This window comes from Faucicola mancuniensis (assembly GCF_046523945.1).
In the GTDB taxonomy this organism is placed as follows: domain Bacteria; phylum Pseudomonadota; class Gammaproteobacteria; order Pseudomonadales; family Moraxellaceae; genus Faucicola; species Faucicola mancuniensis.
The window spans coordinates 1,685,205-1,706,360 of sequence record NZ_CP171363.1 but is presented as its reverse complement, the minus strand read 5'-3'; the positions used below and the strand labels follow the sequence as shown (position 1 = coordinate 1,706,360).

The following is a 21,156-nucleotide window of genomic DNA, read 5'->3' as shown; positions in this document are numbered from 1 at the left end:
AAAAATCGCCATTTTCGTGTTATAATCGCTGTTTTTAAACTTTTATAAAGGAAATTCTCATGGCAAAATTTTTATCTCAAGATTGGTTTAACCAAGTAAACGATTTAACCGCACAAGCAGGCGATTTAAACTTGCCACCTGCTATCAAAAATTTGTCTATCAATTTAAACGTAACTGATAATAACGAAACCATCGGTGCATCATTTTATGACGGTGTCATTCATCAAGGCACAAAAGACGGTGCTTTAACGACATTAAACCTTGACACTAACACCCTAAAAAAAGTATTTTTAGAACGTGATATGAATTATGCTATGGAAGCCTTTATGGCAGGTAAAATCCGTGTTGATGGCGATATGGGACAACTGATGTCTATCCAAACCGCCAGCCCAAGCCCAGAGCAAAAACAACTGCTTAAAAATATTTTGGCAATAACTGAAATATAAAACTTCTTAAAAACAAAAAAACAGGCAAAAATATGAATCCAATGTTAGCCAATCGCCCTGATGTGAGCCAAACACCAAAAGGCAAAACCATCAATTTAATCAGCAACATTGCCTTGTTGTTAAATTTTTTGGTCGGTGCGTTGTTGGTGATTTGGACTTGTATTCCTGTGTTTATCATCATTCACAGCGTGTTACGCATGATGTATATCAAGCTAGAAGACCAAGCCATCGCCCAACTGTCAGCAAGCGACCCTGACAATTCGCCCGTGCAACAACCTGCGAGTATTCGCCTTGTTGCCACCATTGTTACCATGATTGTGATGGCAAATATTTTGTATTGGCTGGGCTTTGGTATTCGTCAAGGCGTGAATTTGTTGATTGGTTAAAGGCGAAAAAAGAGAAAATTTATGGCAAAACAGCATTTTTTTTCGGCAATGTTGGTCGGTATTTTGGGCTTACAAATGACGGCTTGCGGTTTTCATTTGCGTGGTTATCAAACGCCAATGTCGCAAAACATTCCCACTACCACCTTGATTTTTGGCAATAGCCGAGCGGATATCGCTTTAAAAAATGCGTTAAATGGTAAATTTAGCCTACTTGCCATCAAAACCACAACTGACAATAATACCCCAAACAGCCAAACCCCAAGTATTGAAGTAAAAAATATTCGTTTGCAAAATTTTCAACTGCGTGGCGTTTTGACCGAAATCCGTATGGTAATGTCGGCTGATGTTACTTATCACGTTTTACAAAATGGCAAAATTATCAATAAAACCAATACCATACAAGTCCAACGTAGCTACCAATACGACCAAGCCAGCGTCAATATTGACAATCCGCAAGCCGACCAAATCCAAAATTGGCTGTATGACAACCTAGCCGAGCGTATCGCCGACCAATATATGGCGTTAAGTTTGCCACAGGTGAATAGCAATGCGTTGATAACGAATAACACAAATCCTTGACTTTACATATTTTTTTAAAAAAATTATCAAATTTTTAACCGCACCCATGCAACAGTCTTTTTTAAAAGCCTTTGAACTTGCTCAAAATATGAACGCCCCTGCGACAGGGCTTTGGCTTTTGCATGGCGATGAACCCTTGTTACCGCAATGGCTGATTGAGCGATTTCGCCCGCTTTGGCAATCTGCGTCCATGTCGGTGAGCCGTATGGATATCACCAGTAGCAAGTCTTGGCAAGAAGTTTTGAGCGAGCTAAACAGCTTGTCATTATTTGATGATAAAAAAGTGATTATCACCCAAGGCAATCACAAACCTGACAAAGACAGTCTGGCACAATTACAAACTTTTGCCGAACAAAATAACGATAATTGTTTGGTTGTGTTGATGGATAAAATTGACAAAAAAAGCCAAAAAACTGCTTTTTTTCAAGCATTTGCCGAGCGTGGTCATGTGATTGATTGCCAACTGTATCAAGAAAAACAACGCTTTGACATTTTAAACGCCCAAGCCAAAAATTTTGGCATTGCCCTTTCCCAAAACGCTTGGCAACAGCTCATGCACCACACCGAACACAACCTATTAAGTGCGTATCAGACGCTTTGGCGGTTGTCATTTTTGTACAATCCTGCTTTTGGCAACAGTACAAATGAATCTGTAATGCTTGATGAAATGCAGTTGCAAGACGGTTTGGTCAGTCAGTCGCATTTTACTACTTTTGATTTATCCGATGCCATGCTTAGCGGTGATGGCAAAAAAGTGGTGGATATTCTAAATCATTTAAAACACGCCGAAGAGCCTGAAAGTCTTGTGTTATGGGTGATTGCCAAAGATATGCGAACGTTGCAAGGTTTGGCAAGTGGACAAAATTTTACAGAATTGGGCATTTGGCAAAACAAACAAGGCTTGTACCAAAATGCGTTAAATCGGCATTTTAAAAATGCCACAGATTTTGGCAATTGGACGACGATGTTATACCAATGCGACCAAGCGATTAAAGGGCTTGTACAGCAGCCCGCTTGGGAATTGTTGTATCAGTTGGCGTTGTCGGTGGCTGGGGTGAAATTATTTCGCCAAATATAATAGACTTCTTCCCAAACTATAATTTATTAAAGAAAACCGTTCGCCCTGAGTTTATCGAAGGTGAGAAACACTGTTTCGCAAGACGTAGCGTAGCGAAGTGGAAAACCGCTCATGGTTCGACAAGCTCACCACGAACGGAAACGTAGTATTTTAAAGGCTCTTTTACTATAAATTAAGACAAAGATTTGTTTTGCGTTGCAAGCCACGCAAATCCACAATTGATTGCCATTAAAACGCTTAACAACATCATTGGCAACATCCAACCGCCTGACATATCTTTGAGCCAACCTGTCAATAATGGTCCAAAAATCGCAATGCTATAACCCACGCTTTGAGCCATGCCTGAAAGTTCGGCAGTTTGTTCACTATTATTGGCTTTGATGGTAAACAACATCAAACACAAGGTAAAAATAATCCCACAACCAAAACCTGCACTCACCGACCACAACCACGCCAACTGATTGGACAAAAAACCAAAACCGACCACACCAAGCAAATTGACAACACTTGCCAACACCGCCATCAACCGCAAGCTACCGCCACGCCCGACCCATTTTGTCAAAAGCACAATGGACGGAAACGCCATCAACTGAAAATACATACCCACATTGCCCGCTTGTTGCTCGCTCAAACCCTTATCAATTAACAAACTTGGCAAAAATGACGCAAGCGTATAATACAACAGCGACTGCACACCCATAAATATGCTGATAAACCACGCCATCGGCATTTGCCAGACCGAAATTTTGTTTTGATTTTTGGCAATCGTTTCGGTGATTTTGACAAAATTTTGTTGATTTTTTTGCGTATTTAACACAATAAACAACCACGCAAAACTTGCCAAAATAGACACCATTCCCCAACTGCCTAACGCAAATTGCCAATTTTTAAAACTGACCAAAGTCATCGCAATCCCTGCCGACACGCCTGCCATCACCGATAAAGTCAAAGAATACATACCTGTCACTAAGCTAATTTTGTTGGGAAAATATTTTTTTATCACCGCAGGCACAAGCACATTACCAAGCGAAATCGCAAGCGATAACAGCACCGTTCCCATGAGTAGCCCAACAAAATGTAACTGCCAAACTCGCCCAAAAATTCCCAAAGCCAACAACACACTGGCGATAAAAAGCGTGGTTTCCAGTCCGATTTTTTGCGAAATTTTGGGAGCGATAAACGAACTGGTCGCAAAGGCAATCATCGGAATTGCCCCTATCATGCCGATGGTTTTAGTGGACAAATCCAAATCCGCCTGTACCAAATGTGCCACCGCCCCAAAACCGATAATCGGCGATCGCATATTGATTGCCAATAAAATAATCGCTATGATAATCATGATGACAAAGATTTTTGAGGGTGTTGGCGTGATGGAATTTGGCTGATTTTTCATATAGATAGACAGTTTTTTTGAAAAAACACTATTTTAGCCGAAAATGCCCTTGTAAAAAACCTTTATCACCCTTATATTGCTATTAAATTCATTCAATTGATTAATTTTTTTAAGTTATTTAAATTTTTTAATCAATTTTTATTCACAATAAGGAAAAAAATTATGGCACGTTTAACCGTAAACACTGTAGAAACCGCCCCAGAAAAAGCCAAAGAGCGTATTGAAGCGGTACAAAAAGCCAATGGCTTTATCCCAAATTTGATTGGCGTATTGGCAAATTCACCACAAGCCTTAGAAATGTATCAAGAAGTCGGCAAAATGAACAGCCGTAATAGCTTGACCCCTGAAGAAATTGAAGTGGTACAAATCACCGCCGCAGCTCACAATGGTTGTGATTTTTGTGTGGCAGGTCATACCAAAGTTGGCACAAAATTAAAAATGCCTGAAAACGTATTAAATGCGTTACGCAAACGTACTAACATTGACGACAATGCCAAATACCAAGCGGTTGCCCAGTTTACCATGCAGTTAATTGACAATCGTGGTAAAGTGTCTGACGAACAATTACAAGCCGTCAAAGACGCAGGTTACAGTGACACCAATATCCTTGATATCGTGATGGGCGTAGCATTGGCGACACTTTGTAACTATGCTAACAACGTGGCTCAAAACGACATTAACCCAGAATTACAACCATTTGCCCCAAACTAATCGGCTAGTTGCTTGTAATTTTATTAAAAAAACCGTTAAATATTGTTTAACGGTTTTTTTATAAATCTAATTCGCTTAAGCATAAATCTCAATATTAAAAACGTTATGCAAAATTAGAATAACAAACTCAATTATTTATACTTATAATAAGGCATTTCATTTTTCACATAATTCATATATTTAAAATACATCTTTTAATTTTTATTTAGGTCAATTTATGAACGCATTGAACACTTATTATGACAAGCCTGTTATGCCAAATACTGCTTTAACTGCGATTGACATTTGGCAAGATAGCCCCGATTTTTTAGCCAATATTCACGCCAAAGCAAGCCAAATCCTTGACCCTATCGCCATTGATAAAGGCTATTATCCTATCAAAGAAATGGGCGAACTTGCCAAATTAGGGGCGTTTGCACCGCATTTAAATTCACAAGGCAACCGCTTTATGACCGCTATCGCAAGCACCGCCAAAATCGCTGAAGTGTGTGGTACGACAGGGTTTTTGTCGTGGTGTCATCAGGTGATGGGCTTGTACCTTGACCAGTCGGAGAATAAGGCGTTAAAAAATAGAGTTTTATTTAATCATGTGTTGGGTAATAGTTTTGGCGGTACGGCGTTGTCCAATCCGATGAAAACCTTTGCCAATATTGAGCCGATGATTTTGCGGACCAAAGCGGTTGATGGCGGTTTTGTGGTATCTGGGACGTTGCCTTGGATTAGCCATATTGCCCCAAACCAGTATTGCGGCGCGATTGCCAGCGTTGAAAATAATGGCGTGATTGAAAAAAATATTTTCTTTTTGCTGACCTTTGACGATGAGCGAAAAGGCAATTGGAAACTAAACCAATGTCAGACTTTTAGCGGTATGGAAGGTTCTAGCACTTGGCAAATTGCGTTAGATGAATATTTTGTGCCAACGCAAGATTTGATTGCCGATAATGCCACACCTTTTATTGAGCGGGTTCGTGGGGCGTTTGTACTCATGCAGATGGGCATTGGGGCAGGGATTATTCAAGGGGCGATTAACGATATTATCGCTGTTGAAGGGCAGTTGGGTCATGTCAATCAGTTTTTGGCAGACCAAGCAGGCGGTTTGCAAGAAGCGTTAGACAGCATTGTCTCCCAAACGGCAAGCCTTGCTAATACGCCATTTGATACGAGTAAAGATTTCTTTTTAGATGTGTTGGACGTGCGGATTCAAGGGGCAAAGTTAAGCTTACAAGCGACCCAAGCAAGCCTATTACATCAAGGAGCAAGGGGTTATTTGATGACGGCAAATCCGCAACGCCGTATTCGTGAAGCCCATTTTGTGGCGATTGTAACCCCTGCGATTAAGCATTTACGCTTTTTGTCGCACCAATTAATGACCGAAGTGACACCGAATTGATTTTGATTTAATTGATTTTTAAAACGTAGGGTGCGGTTAACCGAAGGCGTAACCCACCAACATTGAGTTAAATACATCATTAATTCAGACAGAATTTATTCAATGCAAAGTCAAAATCAATCCAATGAATTAACTCATGAACAAGCATTAAACTTTAGCAGTTTTCCTATGCAAAATATCACAGAAACTGCAGAAGAAATCGTTGATTTGTGAGCCTATGCCGACCCAATTATTGAAGAAAAATACCATAATTGCACCGCTTGGGATTGGCAAGTGCGGTCTATTTATTTGACCGAAGATAAACGCTATCAACACATTAATATTTCCGTACCGCTTGATAATACTTATCCTGTATAATTGTTGATGTGAATAAAAAGCAAATTATTGGACATCACATTTTGACTTTGGGATAATTTTTCACAATTAAAAATAAGTTTAGAGAAAACAATGAACATAGACAAAAACGGCAATCCAACAGACGGTCGTGGCGACTGGAAACAATTTTTATGCCGAGCCTGTGGCTGGATTTATGACGAAAAAATCGGCGACCCAGACGGCGGACTGCCTGCTGGCACACGCTTTGAAGACATTCCAGACGACTGGCAATGCCCGCTTTGTGGCGTAACCAAACGGGATTTTGAGCCGTATGTTAATCGCTCACAAACCATTAGCAAACCGATTGTCAATCCGCTTGTCGACAGCGATGGCGTGATTGTGATTGGTGGCGGTACAGCAGGTTGGACAGCGATTGAAGCCTTGCGAAAACTGGACGCAGACATTCCGATTACACTTATCACCGCTGACAGTGGCGACCGCTATATGAAACCGCAACTTTCCGTTGCCATTAGCCAAAATAAAACCGCACAAGATTTGATTAATAAATCTGCGATTGAACTTAGCGAAAAACTCAACATTGGTCTGGTTGCTAATACCTTTGTCATGCACATTGATAGCCATAAAAAACAAGTGCGTACCACTCGTGGTGATTTTAATTATCAACATTTGATTTTGGCATTGGGAGTGACCACTGCCCTACCCGTCAGTCTGCCACCTGACAGCGTTTGGCGAATTAATCATGTGGATATGTTTGCCAAATTGCAAAACAAACTTGATGAACAGCCCAACCAACATATCGCCATTATCGGTGCAGGTATGATTGGCACAGAGCTTGCCGAAGATATCAAACGTGCGGGGCATAGCGTTACACTGATTAACCGTGATGCGTTGCCATTGGCTGAAATTTTGCCGACTATCGCTGGCGAACGCTTAAAAAATGCATTAATCGCTGAAAATATCAATTATGTTGGCAAAGCAATGGTAGAAGATGTCAAAGCCCTTGACGATAGTAAATATGAAATTGTGTTGGCAAATCAGCGTATTACCGCCGACCATGTGGTCGCAAGCACAGGTTTAATTCTAAATAATCGTTTGCCAAAACGTGCCAATATTGACTATTTGCCACAAGGGATTGTCGTTGATGAGAACACCTTACAAACGTCAAATCCTGATATTTTTGCGATTGGTGATTGTATTGCGATTGGTGGTCAAGCCTGCCGATTTGTTGCCCCATTGCGAGAACAAGGCAACGCCATTGCCCATCAAATTTTAAACCTTGAACATGATGGTTATCAGCATAAAGCCCCCATTGTCCGCCTAAAAACTAAATCTATTTCGGTAACGATAACAGGCAATGTGGATAAAAATAAAGATTGGAAAATCAGTGAAAATAGCGAACAATTGCTTGTTTTACAACAATTTGACAATAGCAACGAAACGGCAAAAGTTGAATTAAAAAACTGATTGCATTTTTTTAGCCAAATAAAAAAAGGTAGTATAAAACTACCTTTTTTTGTGAACAGTCAATTATTTGTGTTTATTTCCCATCATGCTCATAACTGTAAAGAAACCGATAGGCCACAGCACTACAGGGATAAACCACATTGGATTAAAAATAAACGCCATGCCCAATAAACCTGCTTGCACCACATAATACGTCATACTAATGAGCGTGATACGAATCACCGCACCTTCACGGTTAATCAGACCTACTACGGCAGCCGCCGCCACGACATTATGCACTGACACCATATTACCTGCCGCACCGCCAACCGCTTGCAAGGCAACAACCTTACTTGCCATTGCAGAGTCCAACCCAATTTGCACCGCAGTAGACCATTGAAAATAGGCAAACATCATGTTACTGATCGTATTTGAACCAGCGATAAACGCACCCAATGCCCCAATTGATGACGCAAACATTGGCCAACTATCACCAAAGGCATTAGCAGTACTTTGTGCCAATAAAATCGGCATGGCAGGTAAAGCGGTGGCAACATCAGGGGCAGAACCTGAGTTGATGAACACTTGTACCATTGGGATAGAGCATAACAAAGCAGGTGCGGCAGATAACATCGTTTTGGCAGATGTACCCCAGCTCTTTTTGATTTGTGATTGGTTCATACCAAACAAAAAGATACAAATCACCGATGCAATCAGCAGAACCGTACCCGGAGAATACAATAATGCTTCTTTTGTGCTGATAGTTGTGCCAAATAGATTGTTAAATTTTAAGGTCAAGGCATCGCTGTTTAACAAACCTTTTAAACCGATAGCAGGAACACGAGTAACAATTAACAGTAAAATCACAATCAAATACGGTGCAAAGGCACGAAAAACTGAAAATTTTGGTGTTGCATTATCATCATGATTGTCATGAGCCAAATTACCCATCCATGATTCGTGCCATTTTGATTCTTCTGGAAAATCAAAAATTTCTTTGGGCTGTAAAAAGCCTTTTTTGGCAGCAGGAACAACGATTGCCAAACCGATAAAGCCACCAACCAAAGATGGAAATTCTGGCCCTAAAAATTTGGCAACCAAAAAGTACGGCACAGTAAAGGCAAGTCCTGCAAAAATTGCAAAGGGGGCAACTTGCAAACCCTGTGTAAATGAACGTTTTTCACCAAAAAAGCGAGTTAAAAAACAGCACAAAATGAGCGGAATTAAAAAGCCAATAATGGCGTGAAACATCCCCACATTTGCCGTTGTTTGCAAAATATAATCATCTAATGTGGCAGGTGTAATACTTGCCAAAATATCTTCTTTGCCGTCCAAGCCATTTTTTACGCCGATTAACAGTGGCGTACCCACTGCACCATACGATACAGGTGTAGACTGGATAATAAGCATAGACATTACCGCCGCCATCGCAGGAAAGCCCAATGCAAACAATAATGGTGCACCCACAGCCGAAGGCGTACCCCAACCAGAAGCACCTTCAATCAAACAGCCGAACAGCCACGCCACAATAATCACTTGCACACGGCGGTCTGGTGAGATATCCATAAAGCCTTTACGAATGGCTAAAATCGCACCACTTTCTTTGACAGTATTTAACAGTAAAATGGCAGTAAAAACGATAAATAATACGCTGATGGCGGTAATCACGCCTTTGGTGGTCGCCGCCAAAATTTGATTGATATCAGCATGCCACACCATGAGTGCCAGCCCTGCTGTTACCAAATAAGTTACTGCCATAGCGTATTTTGCTGGCAGACGCATGATGACCAATAAGACCATCACGATGAGAATCGGCAATAATGCCAGAAATGTCAACATGAGTAACACTCCTTGTTTAAACCTTGTTTATATTCTTGTTATTTTTTTAAAAATATTTTTTAACACAAAATAACATAATTTAACAAATCATACTATATTTTGCGTTCCGTATGCAATATTTATTTTTTAATTTATAAAAAATTCTTATGCAAACATATATTTTTTATAAAAAATTACTTATAATAAAAATGATTTATTTTTCTAAACATCTGCATAATATTTTGTTACAATAGGTAATTCTCACAATAATTCACAACATAAAGGACATTTTTATGATTATTTCTTCTGCCAATGACTACCGAGAAGCCGCTCGCCGCCGTCTACCACGTTTTTTATTTGACTATATTGATGGCGGTGCGTATGCCGAATACACCCTAAAACACAACGTGTCGGACTTATCCGAAGTCGCCTTACGTCAGCGTGTGTTAAAAGATATGTCGCAACTTGACTTATCTACCGAGATTTTTGGCGAAAAATTATCCATGCCACTAGCCTTATCGCCTGTGGGTTTGACAGGCATGTATGCCAGACGTGGCGAAGTGCAAGCAGCAAGGGCTGCCGACAAAAAAGGCTTGCCATTTACCCTATCTACCGTGTCTGTGTGTCCGATTGAAGAAGTTGTGCCAGCGATTAACCGCCCAATGTGGTTTCAACTATACGTGTTAAAAGACCGTGGCTTTATGCAAAACGCACTTGAGCGTGCCAAGGCATCAGGTTGTTCCACCCTTGTGTTTACCGTAGATATGCCTGTACCAGGGGCAAGATACCGTGATGCCCATTCTGGCATGAGTAGCCCAAATGCCGCCATGAGACGTTATATGCAAGCCACCACTCGTCCGCATTGGGCGATGAATGTTGGTTTGATGGGTCGTCCGCATGATTTGGGCAACATTTCAAAATATTTTGGCAAAGCCATTGGACTAGAAGACTACATGGGCTATTTGGGCGAAAACTTTGACCCATCAATCTCTTGGAAAGATTTGGAATGGATTCGTGATTTTTGGGACGGCCCGATGGTAATTAAAGGTATTTTAGACCCCAAAGATGCCAAAGATGCGGTCAGTTTTGGGGCGGACGGCATTGTCGTGTCAAATCATGGCGGTCGTCAGTTAGATGGCGTATTATCCACCGTTAAAGCCCTGCCACCCATTGCCGATGCGGTCAAAGGCGATTTAAAAATCTTAGTAGATTCTGGCATTCGTAACGGTCTTGACGTGGTGCGTATGCTTGCTTTAGGTGCAGACTTGTGTATGATTGGGCGTGCGTTTGTTTATGCGTTGGCGGCAGATGGCGAAGCAGGGGTAACCAATTTGTTAAATCTTTTTGAAAAAGAAATGCGTGTTGCCATGACTTTGACCAGCTCGCAATCCATCAAAGATATTAACCGTGATTGTTTGGTGGATTATGCCAAATTTGATTAAAAACTAAGAACCTGTATTCACAACATTACGCAGTAACATTTTAATCAACATTAATTGACCAATCTTCCACCGCCCAACGATGTGCCAACGCATGTGCGTGAAGCACATCATCAGGCGACACGCACACAGGCACGTCCGCCCATTCTAACAAGGGCAAATCATTTTTAGAATCCGAATAGGCATAGGTTTTGCTATAAGTGATGCCCTTGTCTTTTTGTTTGGCAAGCCATTGTTCTATATGAAAAATTTTGCCGTCTTTAAAATTGGTACGCCCTTTGACTTTGCCTGTATAGCCGTTGTCATCAAGTTCCAATTCGGTTGCCAAAATATCGTCTAAGTTAATACCAAACAATTGATTGGCAATCGGTTTTACCACAAAGGCATTGGTTGCCGAAATCACCAACACGTCATGTCCTGCGTTTTTGTGTTTGGCGATGGTTTCTACCGCTTTTGGGCGGATAAAGGGTTTTATTTCGTGATTCAGATAATCTTCACGCCAAGCGTGCAACTGGTTTAAACTGTGCTGTTTTAAAAAACCTGCGACAAACTCATTGTATTTTACCGAATCTAACGTACCCGCCAAATAATCTTCATAAAACTCACGATTTTTGGCACGGTACAAGGCTTCTTCTACCAAGTTATTTTTTACCAAAAACTCGCCCCACATATAATCGCTGTCGGTATTAATCAAAGTATAGTCAAGGTCAAATAATGCCAGTTCTTTTTGCATCATTGCTTTATCCAATTTTTGTTTGCTTTTATTTACTATCAACGCTTAAACCATTGCCAAATCGCCATGTACGAAAAATTCGCAATTCAGTAATATTTTTCATATCTTTGCTAAAATGTCCAAAAGGAGCGGCTTTTCTCACCGATTCTTTGGCTGCCTCGTCCAAGATTTTTGAACCAGACGACTCCATCACTTGAATGGCTTTCACCTTACCTGTTGAGTCAATAATCACCATCAACCGCACATCACCTTTTAAGCCTCTGGCACGAGCCTCTGGCGGATATTGCTGATTGCCGATACGGTAGGCTTGTTGGCGAAAATTTTCAATATAGCGAGCCGCCTCACCTGTGGTCGTGGAGTTACTGCTCACCACTTTTACTTCAGACTTTTTGGCAAGCAATTGTTGATTATTACTAATTTTGGTTTCCAATGTGGCGATTTGTTGGCGTAAACGTTGCTCTTTGGACTCAAATTCTGCGTTGTCGTTGTCTTTTTTGTTGTCGTTTTCTTTGGTAATTTTTTCAAAACTCAACGTTGTGCGAAGATAACTTTCTTGGTAGCGTTGTTGGCGTTTTTTTTGTTGTTGGGTAACGATATCATCGGTTGGATTGACCGCATCGTCCGCCAAAGGGCTGATGGTATTATTTTCAAAACGCACTTTTTCATCTGTTTCACCACCGCCTTCTTGACTGGCATTGGCGATAAATTCGGCTTTTTCATTTTTTTGCAAATTTTCACTTAACACAGTCGTAACATCTTGCACCACCGCCGATGGCGATGTGCTACTACCAAAACCTATGCCAAAAATCACCAAAGCGTGCAATGACACCGCCACAACGGTCGCTATCAACATAACACGGTCTGGTTGATGATAATGTTTGTCAAAATGGTAGCTCCGACTGTCTTTGATATGTACCAAGTTCACACCTGTATTTGCAAATTTTTACCAATTTATTATTATAAAAGGTTTTTGACGTGAATAAAACCCATTTACCAATTTATTGTGAAAATCACACATACAAAAACCCAAATTTTTTGTTAAAATAGCAAAAACTTATGTAAAAAAAGGAAAAATATGCGTACCGCCACCTTTGAATTGCCAACTTTTGACGAATTAAAACAAAAATTACAACAAACTAGCCAACAAAAATCTGTTAAAATCATTCAACATTTGGGCGAATTTTCTCAAAATAGCTACGAAAAACTGGAAAATGCCGTTGAACAAGAATTTTTTGTCCCTGCCAATCAAACCCAGCTAAATCAAGCCCTAGAACGCTTTGTCACCAACAATGTTGATGCGATTTTGGACTTACATTTGGATTTGCACGAAAATTGGCTACGCCTTTACACCACTGTCAATACGTACGGTGTTTTTGCCAATTTGGCGGTGAATTTGAGTCTTGTTCATGTGCAACTTGACCGCCATCATCAGCGTTTTGTGTTTGGACAGTTGAGCAACACAGACGTTTTGGCATTGCACACCGACAATTATTTTAAAACCAAAGCCGTGCGTTTGGCGGTGTGGTTTTTTCACAAAGTATTAAAAAAAGACCCGCTTGGCATGATTTTGCAAAAAATTAATTTGGTTCACCAAAAAGAAGAGATTTTGTACCTTGACATTGGGCGATGGCTCAAAAAAAATCAGATGATTATGGACACGCTCAAAAAAGTGCAAGTCAATCATGGCTTTTTGGCAGAAGAACAATTGGTATTAAAAGCCAATGCCAACATTGCCGAAATCATCAGTCTTGGCACAGACAAACTGGTGATTAGCGAAGCGGACAATCCAACCCCAAAACCGACCAACGATAATAAAAATTAATCATTTTTTTTAGAAAAAAGTTAAAAAAAATGGCAAAAATGGACGTGAAAACGTCTTTTTTTGTTGCAAATGATAAACAATATCAATAAAATTTACACAGTATCAAAACTTCTGATAGAAAAATCCGTTATAATAGTTAAAATTTTTTAATCAATTTGGCAATTGTTATTCCTTTTTTTTATCATATTTACAATTCTCATAACTTTTAATTTTTTGTTAGGCACCGTATCATGAAGGCACGTCAAAAAAAATACACCAAATGGGCGATTTTAACTGTGATTTTGTTGGCTATTGTCGCTGTCGCTTATTATTTTTTAAAACCAAAACCGCAACAACCCAACTACATCACAGCAACTGTAGAGCGTGGCGATATTGAAAAAAACGTCATGGCATCAGGCAAAATTGAAGCCAAAGAAACGGTAGATGTCGGGGCTCAAGTGTCGGGCGAAGTAACCAATCTTTATGTAGAAGTGGGCGATGACGTGGAAAAAGGCGATGTGATTGCACAAATTGACCCTGTTACCATGCGAAACACTTTAACCAATCAAAAGGCTACCTTAGAACAAAGTTTAGCAAATCTTGAAAGCACCAAAGCCAATCTTTTAACAAGAGAAGCCAGTTTGCAAACGGCTAACGCTGATTTGGCAAGCAAACAAGCCAGCCTAGAACAGGCGATTAGCGAATATAACCGCATGAAATCATTGGCAGGAACAAATGCGATTTCAGAATTAGAACTTGAAAAAGCCCAAACTGCGGTCAAAACTGCCCAAGCCAGCGTGCAAAGTGCCAAAGATGCGATAAAAACCGCCCAAGCGAACCTAACTGCAGGCAAAGCCGACATCACCACCGCCCAAGCAACCATCAAAAAATCACAAACCGAAGTGAACACTGCCGAAAAAAATCTTGGCTACACCAAAGTTACCGCACCGATGACAGGGACGGTGATTTCTATCACCACCAAACAAGGGCAAACGGTGAACTCTAACCAAACCGCTCCAACGATTGTAACGCTTGCCGACCTAAATACCGTGCGTGTCAAAGCCAAAATCTCTGAAGCGGACGTGATTAACCTAAAAGCTGGCTTGCCTGTGTATTTTAACATTATTGGCAATTCGGATAAAAAAATCAATGCGACTTTGCAAGCGATTGAGCCTGCACCGACAGGCACAACCGCCAATAGCACAAGCTCGGATTCGGCGATTTATTATATGGGTTATTTTGACGTGCCAAACCCTGACAAACAGCTACGCATTAACATGACAGCTCAAGTTTATATCGTACAAGACAAAGTCAGTAACGTGCTAACAGTGCCAGCCGCTGCGGTAAAAAATGATAAAAAGTTGGGTAATTATGTACAAGTGGTACAAGCGGACGGCTCAACCAAACAACAAGCGGTTAAAGTTGGTATTACCAACCGTGTAACCACGCAAATTGTTAGCGGTGTGTCTGAAGGACAAGAAGTGGTGATTAGTGATTCATCAAAAGCAGCTCCTAATGATGATGTAGTTTTTTAAATAGATTGAGAAAACCCATTTAATGAATACAACACAAAAAAAACCAATCATGGAAGTCAGCGGACTTATCCGAGAATTTCCTGCGGGCGAAGAAAAAGTGCGAGTTTTGCACGGCATTGACTTGACGATTTACGAAGGCGAAATGGTCGCTATTATCGGTCAATCTGGCTCTGGCAAATCCACCTTAATGAATATTTTGGGCTGTCTTGACCAAGCGTCAGCAGGTAGCTACAAAATCTACGGCAAGCCTGTGGACCAACTCACCCCAGACGAACTTGCCAAACTTCGCCGAGAGCATTTTGGCTTTATTTTTCAGCGTTATCACCTACTTGGCGACATCAACGCCCAAGCCAACGTTGCCGTACCTGCGGTTTATGCAGGTATGCCGATTGCCGAACGGGACAAAAGAGCCAAACAATTATTGACAGATTTGGGCTTAGCCGAAAAAACCCAAAACCGCCCTACCCAACTATCAGGCGGACAACAACAGCGTGTGTCTATCGCACGTGCCTTGATGAATGGCGGTGATGTGATTTTGGCAGACGAACCGACAGGGGCGTTAGATAGTAAGTCTGGTAAAGACGTTATGGCAATTTTGCGAAATTTGAACGCCAAAGGGCATACCATTATCATGGTAACGCACGACCCAAGTATCGCCGCCCAAGCCGAACGTGTGATTGAAATCAAAGACGGTTATATTTTAAAAGATTATTACACCGAACACGAATTTGATAAAAGCCAACAAAGCGAAAAAATCACATTCCCCAAAAAAGTCGGAATCACCGCCTTTTTAGACCGTTTGCAAGAAGCCTTCAAAATGTCATTATTGGCAATGAAAGCCCACAAAATGCGAACGCTTTTGACCATGCTCGGCATTATTATCGGTATTGCATCTGTGGTGTCGGTGGTTGGTTTGGGGCAAGGCTCACAACAAAAAATCCTATCCGACATCAGCTCGCTTGGTACAAATACGCTAACCGTGCGTGATGGCTACCGTTTTGGCGACCCAAGACGAAGATACCACGACAACAATTTAACCGATGATGATGCCAATGCCGTTGCCGAACAGCCCTATGTAGAAAGCGTTAGCCCACAAGTCGGCACATCGGTAACTTCTCGCTACAAAAACACCGAAGTTTCCGCTAACGTGAGTGGCGTGGGTAGCGGTTATTTTGCGGTTACAGGTCAAAAAATAAAAAGCGGACAAAACTTTAGCAATGATGACATCAAAAACATGACCCAAGACATTATTCTTGATGATAATGCGGTCAAATCCTACTTTCCAAATGGCGAAAATCCGCTCGGTGAAGTGATTTTAGTCGGCAGTATTCCTGCTCGTGTGGTTGGTGTTTTACAAAAAAGCGACCAAGCCTTTAGCCCAAGCTCGGACACGCCAACGCTATATATGCCCTATTCTACCGTGATGCGAAAAATGCTCGGTAAAGATAATGTTGATGCGTTTGTCGTGTTAATTAAAGACAGCATTTCTACCAGTGCCGCCGAAGCTGCAGTAACCGATTTAATTGAACAACGCCACGGCACAGATGATTTTAGGGTGCAAAACTCGGACTCAATCCGCCAAACCATTGAATCCACCACTAGCACGATGACGTTACTCATTTCATCAATTGCGATTATCTCGCTGATTGTAGGCGGTATTGGCGTGATGAATATCATGCTAGTTTCGGTAACGGAGCGTACTAGCGAAATCGGCGTGCGTATGGCGGTCGGTGCTAGACAGAGTGATATTTTGCAACAATTTTTGATTGAAGCGATTTTGGTGTGTATTTTAGGCGGTGTGTTGGGCTTGTGCCTAGCGTTTGCGATTGGTTATGCGATTAATAGCTTTGCAGGGGGCAATTTCCAAGTGATTTATTCCACCACGTCCATTGTATCGGCGGTAATTTGCTCAACGTTAATTGGTGTGATTTTTGGTTTTATTCCTGCTCGTAATGCCGCACGATTAAACCCTGTAGATGCGTTAAGTGGTGGGGAATAATTTTACAATTTTTACCACTTCTTAAATAAAACCCAATGTCAAAGTTGGGTTTTATTTTTTGGTGTTTAAATGTTAAAATAAAATTGTCAAAAATAAAAAAGGACAAAAAAATGTTAATTGAATTAAGCCTATTACCGCCTAATATTGCTGAACAAATCATGCAAGTGCAACACGGACAAACCGTACAATTTGCTAATAATGGGCAAGTTATTGCAAAAGCAATCAAAGAGCCTACTTTATACGAAATGATTATGGCGTATGATGACGTTGATGTTGCTGATATTGATTTACCAGAAATGCCACCCTGTGTTCAATCTTTTGATGACATTTTTGCTTAAAGATTACTCGCAATATAGCAGATTTTGACGGTATGCCTGTTAAAATTATCAATCCGTTTAATAAAATCGTTTAAATGTTAAAATTTTTCAAAAAACACTTGCAAATCCCAAAAAAATCCGTATAATATGCCGTCATTGGATCGTTAGCTCAGTTGGTAGAGCAGCGGACTTTTAATCCGTTGGTCCCGCGTTCGAGTCGCGGACGATCCACCATATACAAAAACCCTTTGTTAAACGACAAAGGGTTTTTTATTGCCTAGCTTTTATCAAATACACCTTTACCAAATGCAAAATGGATAGACACAAAAAAACCAAACTTCAACAAGTTTGGTTTTTTTAATCCTAGCCAATATTATTTTTGGTGTGGATAGCTTTCAGTGGTGCAAGCGGTTAGGCTTAATGCGGTTGTAGCAGTTAGGGCGATTAGTCCTATTTTAAGTGGAAATAACGCTAGGATATCTTACGTATTATTGTACATTGAAGATATGAATAGTAGGGAATAGTTCCTACTATAAAAACTAGTGAACTTTAAATTACCATTTAGGAAATATATTTTCATAAGCTATCCCCACTTTTGAACATCACAAATAGTAGAGATAGCTACTATTACTCATACTCACTCCAAGATTTTCAGAAATTCATCTTCCGTCACTACTTTCACGCCCAATTTTTCGGCATTGGCAAGTTTACTCCCTGCTTTTTCCCCTGCCAACAGTGCCGTTGTTTTTGCCGACACGCTACCAGACACTTTCGCCCCTAACGCTTGCAACTTGGCTTTGGCTTCATCTCGCCCCATGCTCGTAAGCGTGCCTGTAATCACCCAACTTTGCCCTTTTAGCGGTTGATTGCCGATAGGTTCTTGACTGACTTTTTCCCAACTTATGCCTGCTTTTATTAAGCGTTCAATCACTTCCACATTATACTCGGCTCGGAAAAACTCAAAAATCAAATCCGCCGTAATCTCACCCACATCAGGCGTTTGTTGCAATTCTTTAATACTCGCTTTCATCAACGGCTCAAGCTCGCCAAATTGCGTTGCCAAGTTTAAAGCGGTACTCTCGCCCACCCCACGAATGCCCAACGCATAGATAAAGCGTGGTAACGTGGTATTTTTGCTTTTTTCAATGGCGTTTAGCAGATTTTCTACCGATTTTTCACCCAATTTTTCCAAATTTATCAAAACTTGTTGATGATTTTTTAAATCATAAATATCCGCCACATTTTTGACAAGCCCATGTTCGTGAAAACTAATCAACCAACGCTCACCCAAACCGTCAATATCCATCGCTTTTCGGCTGACAAAATGGATTAACGCTTCTTGCTGTTGTGCAGGGCAAAACAGTCCGCCTGTACAGCGTGCCAACGCTTCGCCCTCAGGCAACACTACAGGCGAATCACAGACAGGACAAGTGTTCGGCAATACAACTATTTGGGTATCGCTTGGGCGTTCGTCCAGCCACACACGAGTAACTTTTGGAATAACATCGCCTGCCCGATGGACGCTCACCATATCTCCCGCCCGAATATCAAGGCGATGAATCTCACCAATGTTGTGCAAAGTTACGTTGCTCACGGTTACGCCACCGACATTGACAGGCTCAAGTTTGCCGACAGGGGTCAGTTGCCCTGTACGTCCGACTTGCCATTCTATCGCATTTAGGCGTGTCATCACCGTTTCGGCAGGGAATTTGTACGCAGTCGCCCAACGTGGCTCTCGGCTCAAAAAGCCAAGTTGTTCTTGCAATGCCAAATCATTGACTTTTACCACCGTGCCGTCAATTTCAAACGGTAAATTAGGGCGTTTTTCAATGACAGACAGATAATAATCTTGCAATTCTTGGGCGGTTTTGACAAGTTTAATATCGCTAATGGTAAAACCAAGATTGTTTAGCCATATTAAAGCGTCAAATTGTGTCGTAATCGTGCTTGGCAAGCCTTGATTAACCGAATAGGCATAAAACGCCAACGGACGATTTTTGGCAATCGTTGGATCAAGTTGGCGTAAACTGCCTGCGGCGGCGTTGCGTGGATTGGCAAAAGTTTTTTCGCCACGACTTTCGGCTTCTCGGTTTAATTTGGCAAAACCTGCCTTTGGCATTAGCACTTCGCCACGCACTTCCAATCGCTCAATATCCACGTCTAGCACCAACGGTAAGTTGCGAATAGTTTTCACATTTTGGCTAATATCTTCGCCTGTTTGCCCATCGCCACGAGTAACCGCTTGCACAAATTTACCATGTTCATAGATAATTGACACCGCCAAACCGTCCAATTTTAGCTCAACTTCGTATTCGGGATTTTGTTGATTAACCGCTAAACGGTCGTTTACTCTTCGCATAAAATTTTGCAAATCGTCAAAATTAAACAAATTCCCCAATGATAACATGGGAATGGTATGGGTAATTTGGGTAAAAAATGGCAACGGTTTATCACCAACTGTGTTAATCGGACTATCGGCTTGGATTAAATTTGGATATTGTTGTTCTAAATCAATGAGTTGCAAACGTAATTGGTCGTATTCGCTATCTTGCAAAATTGGATTATCAAGCACATAATAGGCGTGATTATGCTGTTTTAATTGATTAATCAATTTTCGCATTTGTTGAATGATTGAATTTTGTTCGGTATTTGACATAGTTTTTCTCAGGGTTTTTTAATTTTTTATTTAAATAAATTGAATTGATTTTTATTGATTGCTAAAAAAAAGCCAAGTTTTCACTTAGCTTTTTCGCAATATTATCCATTATTTACCAAAGTTAATGGCAATTTCTCGCATTTCATTGACCACTTCTTTGCTAAGTGGATTGCCTGTTTCATCATATAGGCTCGCCTGCAAGTCTTGTGCCAACAGCCCTGCCACGCTCATCATGCTGTCAAAACCACGATTCGCTTCTGGGTGTGGCAACGCCACAAACATCACCAGACCTTTGACGTATTGCATAGGCAATTTGTTTAAATCAAATGGCAAAATACCGTCTTCTGTTACCATCATCACGCTAAACCACAGCATACCTGTGCCATCTTTGTTGTCATAACGATGAAACATATTCATCGCCCCAAATTTTAAGCCATATTTGTCAAATAATTTTAACAAATCACGCCCTGCGATACGGCTCATTTGTTCATTGGGAAACAAGGTAATGTTCAAATTTTGTACGGCATTATTCAATGGGCTGTTTTGGTCATTGTCCACTTGAGCTTGGATATGATTGTCCAAAATTGGGCTGTTATCGCTAAAGCCTTCTTTTTTGAGTTTGCGTTCGTCAAAAGTTTGCACCGTTGGGGTGATGGTTTCTGTCGCATTTGCCAAAGCACGAAAGGCATCTTCGCCATCATTGGTTGTTGACGTTGTAGAAAGGTTGTTTTCAGACATTTGCATGGTGTCCGAATGGGGCGTTTTTACCTGTTCGGTTTGCACGTTTTCAGACTGTGCCAATGTGGTATTTTCTGCGGACAAAACTTTGGTATTATGCTCATCATACTGCTCGGCTTCGTCCGTTTCAGCTTGAAACTCGCTATATTCAGGTCGCTGATGGCGTGGCAAAATCGGTACACCATTTTTATCGCCCACATTTTCATCTAATAAATTGGACTGATTGCCTGCATTTTTGGCTTGTTTCATGGTAAAAAATAACGTATAAGCACCCCAAAACATCGCAAGCAATGCACCGATTGCAACCAATATTGAAATTACATCAACCACGGTCATACCGAATTATCCTTTCAAAAAT

The 21,156-nt window shown here is 41.0% G+C and carries 18 protein-coding genes and 1 tRNA gene; 13 read left to right on the top strand and 6 right to left on the bottom strand.

Annotated elements, in window-relative coordinates:
- The first annotated feature begins 59 nt into the window (after window positions 1-59).
- From ACGTJS_RS08410 to holA, 4 genes are read left to right on the top strand one after another with little or no spacing between them, the layout of a single operon-like run.
- Window positions 60-446 (top strand): SCP2 sterol-binding domain-containing protein, encoded by a 387-nt coding sequence (locus ACGTJS_RS08410; RefSeq protein ID WP_315041951.1) that lies wholly within the window; start codon window positions 60-62, stop codon window positions 444-446.
- 32 nt (window positions 447-478) lie between these two features.
- Window positions 479-832, top strand: a complete 354-nt coding sequence (locus ACGTJS_RS08405) for a hypothetical protein (RefSeq protein WP_410471739.1) — start codon at window positions 479-481, stop codon at window positions 830-832.
- 21 nt (window positions 833-853) lie between these two features.
- The gene (locus ACGTJS_RS08400) at window positions 854-1,411 is read left to right on the top strand and encodes a hypothetical protein (RefSeq protein ID WP_410471738.1); all 558 of its coding nucleotides are present in this window, start codon (window positions 854-856) and stop codon (window positions 1,409-1,411) included.
- Window positions 1,412-1,457: 46 nt separating this feature from the next.
- Window positions 1,458-2,489, top strand: a complete 1,032-nt coding sequence (holA, locus tag ACGTJS_RS08395) for a DNA polymerase III subunit delta (protein ID WP_410471737.1) — start codon at window positions 1,458-1,460, stop codon at window positions 2,487-2,489.
- 172 nt (window positions 2,490-2,661) lie between these two features.
- Here the strand turns inward: holA and ACGTJS_RS08390 are convergent, their stop codons facing one another.
- Window positions 2,662-3,882 (bottom strand): MFS transporter, encoded by a 1,221-nt coding sequence (locus ACGTJS_RS08390; protein WP_410471736.1) that lies wholly within the window; start codon window positions 3,880-3,882, stop codon window positions 2,662-2,664.
- Between the two features lie 162 nt (window positions 3,883-4,044).
- On the opposite strand from ACGTJS_RS08390, the gene ACGTJS_RS08385 reads away from it, so the two are divergent.
- The 3 genes from ACGTJS_RS08385 (at window position 4,045) to ACGTJS_RS08375 (ending at window position 7,783) form a co-directional block, all read left to right on the top strand.
- Entirely contained in the window at window positions 4,045-4,593 is a 549-nt protein-coding gene (locus ACGTJS_RS08385) for a carboxymuconolactone decarboxylase family protein (RefSeq protein WP_410471735.1), read from the top strand.
- Between the two features lie 217 nt (window positions 4,594-4,810).
- Window positions 4,811-5,983 carry an acyl-CoA dehydrogenase gene (locus tag ACGTJS_RS08380; RefSeq protein WP_410471734.1) on the top strand — a complete coding sequence of 391 codons (1,173 nt, stop codon included), beginning with the start codon at window positions 4,811-4,813 and terminating at the stop codon, window positions 5,981-5,983.
- Window positions 5,984-6,430: 447 nt separating this feature from the next.
- Window positions 6,431-7,783: an FAD-dependent oxidoreductase gene (locus tag ACGTJS_RS08375; protein WP_410471733.1), complete on the top strand. Its 1,353-nt coding sequence runs from the start codon at window positions 6,431-6,433 to the stop codon at window positions 7,781-7,783.
- Between the two features lie 63 nt (window positions 7,784-7,846).
- Here ACGTJS_RS08375 and ACGTJS_RS08370 read toward each other — a convergent pair whose 3' ends face one another.
- Window positions 7,847-9,601 (bottom strand): L-lactate permease, encoded by a 1,755-nt coding sequence (locus tag ACGTJS_RS08370; RefSeq protein WP_410471732.1) that lies wholly within the window; start codon window positions 9,599-9,601, stop codon window positions 7,847-7,849.
- A gap of 272 nt (window positions 9,602-9,873) precedes the next feature.
- On the opposite strand from ACGTJS_RS08370, the gene lldD reads away from it, so the two are divergent.
- Window positions 9,874-11,022, top strand: a complete 1,149-nt coding sequence (lldD, locus tag ACGTJS_RS08365; RefSeq protein ID WP_410471731.1) for an FMN-dependent L-lactate dehydrogenase LldD — start codon at window positions 9,874-9,876, stop codon at window positions 11,020-11,022.
- A gap of 40 nt (window positions 11,023-11,062) precedes the next feature.
- Here the strand turns inward: lldD and ACGTJS_RS08360 are convergent, their stop codons facing one another.
- Together ACGTJS_RS08360 and ACGTJS_RS08355 are read right to left on the bottom strand one after the other, a co-directional pair.
- Window positions 11,063-11,755 carry an HAD family hydrolase gene (locus tag ACGTJS_RS08360; RefSeq protein ID WP_410471730.1) on the bottom strand — a complete coding sequence of 231 codons (693 nt, stop codon included), beginning with the start codon at window positions 11,753-11,755 and terminating at the stop codon, window positions 11,063-11,065.
- A gap of 25 nt (window positions 11,756-11,780) precedes the next feature.
- A complete protein-coding gene (locus ACGTJS_RS08355; protein WP_410471729.1) occupies window positions 11,781-12,677 on the bottom strand; it encodes an energy transducer TonB in 897 nt (298 codons plus the stop codon).
- Window positions 12,678-12,827: 150 nt separating this feature from the next.
- On the opposite strand from ACGTJS_RS08355, the gene ACGTJS_RS08350 reads away from it, so the two are divergent.
- The 5 genes from ACGTJS_RS08350 (at window position 12,828) to ACGTJS_RS08330 (ending at window position 17,638) form a co-directional block, all read left to right on the top strand.
- On the top strand, window positions 12,828-13,574 hold the full coding sequence (locus ACGTJS_RS08350; protein WP_410471728.1) for a hypothetical protein: 747 nt from the start codon (window positions 12,828-12,830) through the stop codon (window positions 13,572-13,574).
- A 230-nt stretch (window positions 13,575-13,804) separates the two neighbouring features.
- Window positions 13,805-15,088 carry an efflux RND transporter periplasmic adaptor subunit gene (locus ACGTJS_RS08345; RefSeq protein ID WP_410471727.1) on the top strand — a complete coding sequence of 428 codons (1,284 nt, stop codon included), beginning with the start codon at window positions 13,805-13,807 and terminating at the stop codon, window positions 15,086-15,088.
- Window positions 15,089-15,110: 22 nt separating this feature from the next.
- Window positions 15,111-17,087 (top strand): MacB family efflux pump subunit, encoded by a 1,977-nt coding sequence (locus ACGTJS_RS08340; RefSeq protein ID WP_410471726.1) that lies wholly within the window; start codon window positions 15,111-15,113, stop codon window positions 17,085-17,087.
- A gap of 110 nt (window positions 17,088-17,197) precedes the next feature.
- The gene (locus tag ACGTJS_RS08335) at window positions 17,198-17,425 is read left to right on the top strand and encodes a hypothetical protein (RefSeq protein WP_410471725.1); all 228 of its coding nucleotides are present in this window, start codon (window positions 17,198-17,200) and stop codon (window positions 17,423-17,425) included.
- A gap of 137 nt (window positions 17,426-17,562) precedes the next feature.
- A tRNA-Lys gene (locus tag ACGTJS_RS08330) sits at window positions 17,563-17,638 on the top strand.
- A gap of 403 nt (window positions 17,639-18,041) precedes the next feature.
- Here ACGTJS_RS08330 and ligA read toward each other — a convergent pair.
- Both ligA and ACGTJS_RS08320 read right to left on the bottom strand, forming a co-directional pair.
- Window positions 18,042-20,060 carry an NAD-dependent DNA ligase LigA gene (ligA, locus tag ACGTJS_RS08325; protein ID WP_410471724.1) on the bottom strand — a complete coding sequence of 673 codons (2,019 nt, stop codon included), beginning with the start codon at window positions 20,058-20,060 and terminating at the stop codon, window positions 18,042-18,044.
- A 108-nt stretch (window positions 20,061-20,168) separates the two neighbouring features.
- Complete coding sequence (locus ACGTJS_RS08320) at window positions 20,169-21,134, bottom strand: cell division protein ZipA C-terminal FtsZ-binding domain-containing protein (protein WP_315043627.1); 966 nt, start codon at window positions 21,132-21,134, stop codon at window positions 20,169-20,171.
- Between the last annotated feature and the right edge of the window lie 22 nt (window positions 21,135-21,156).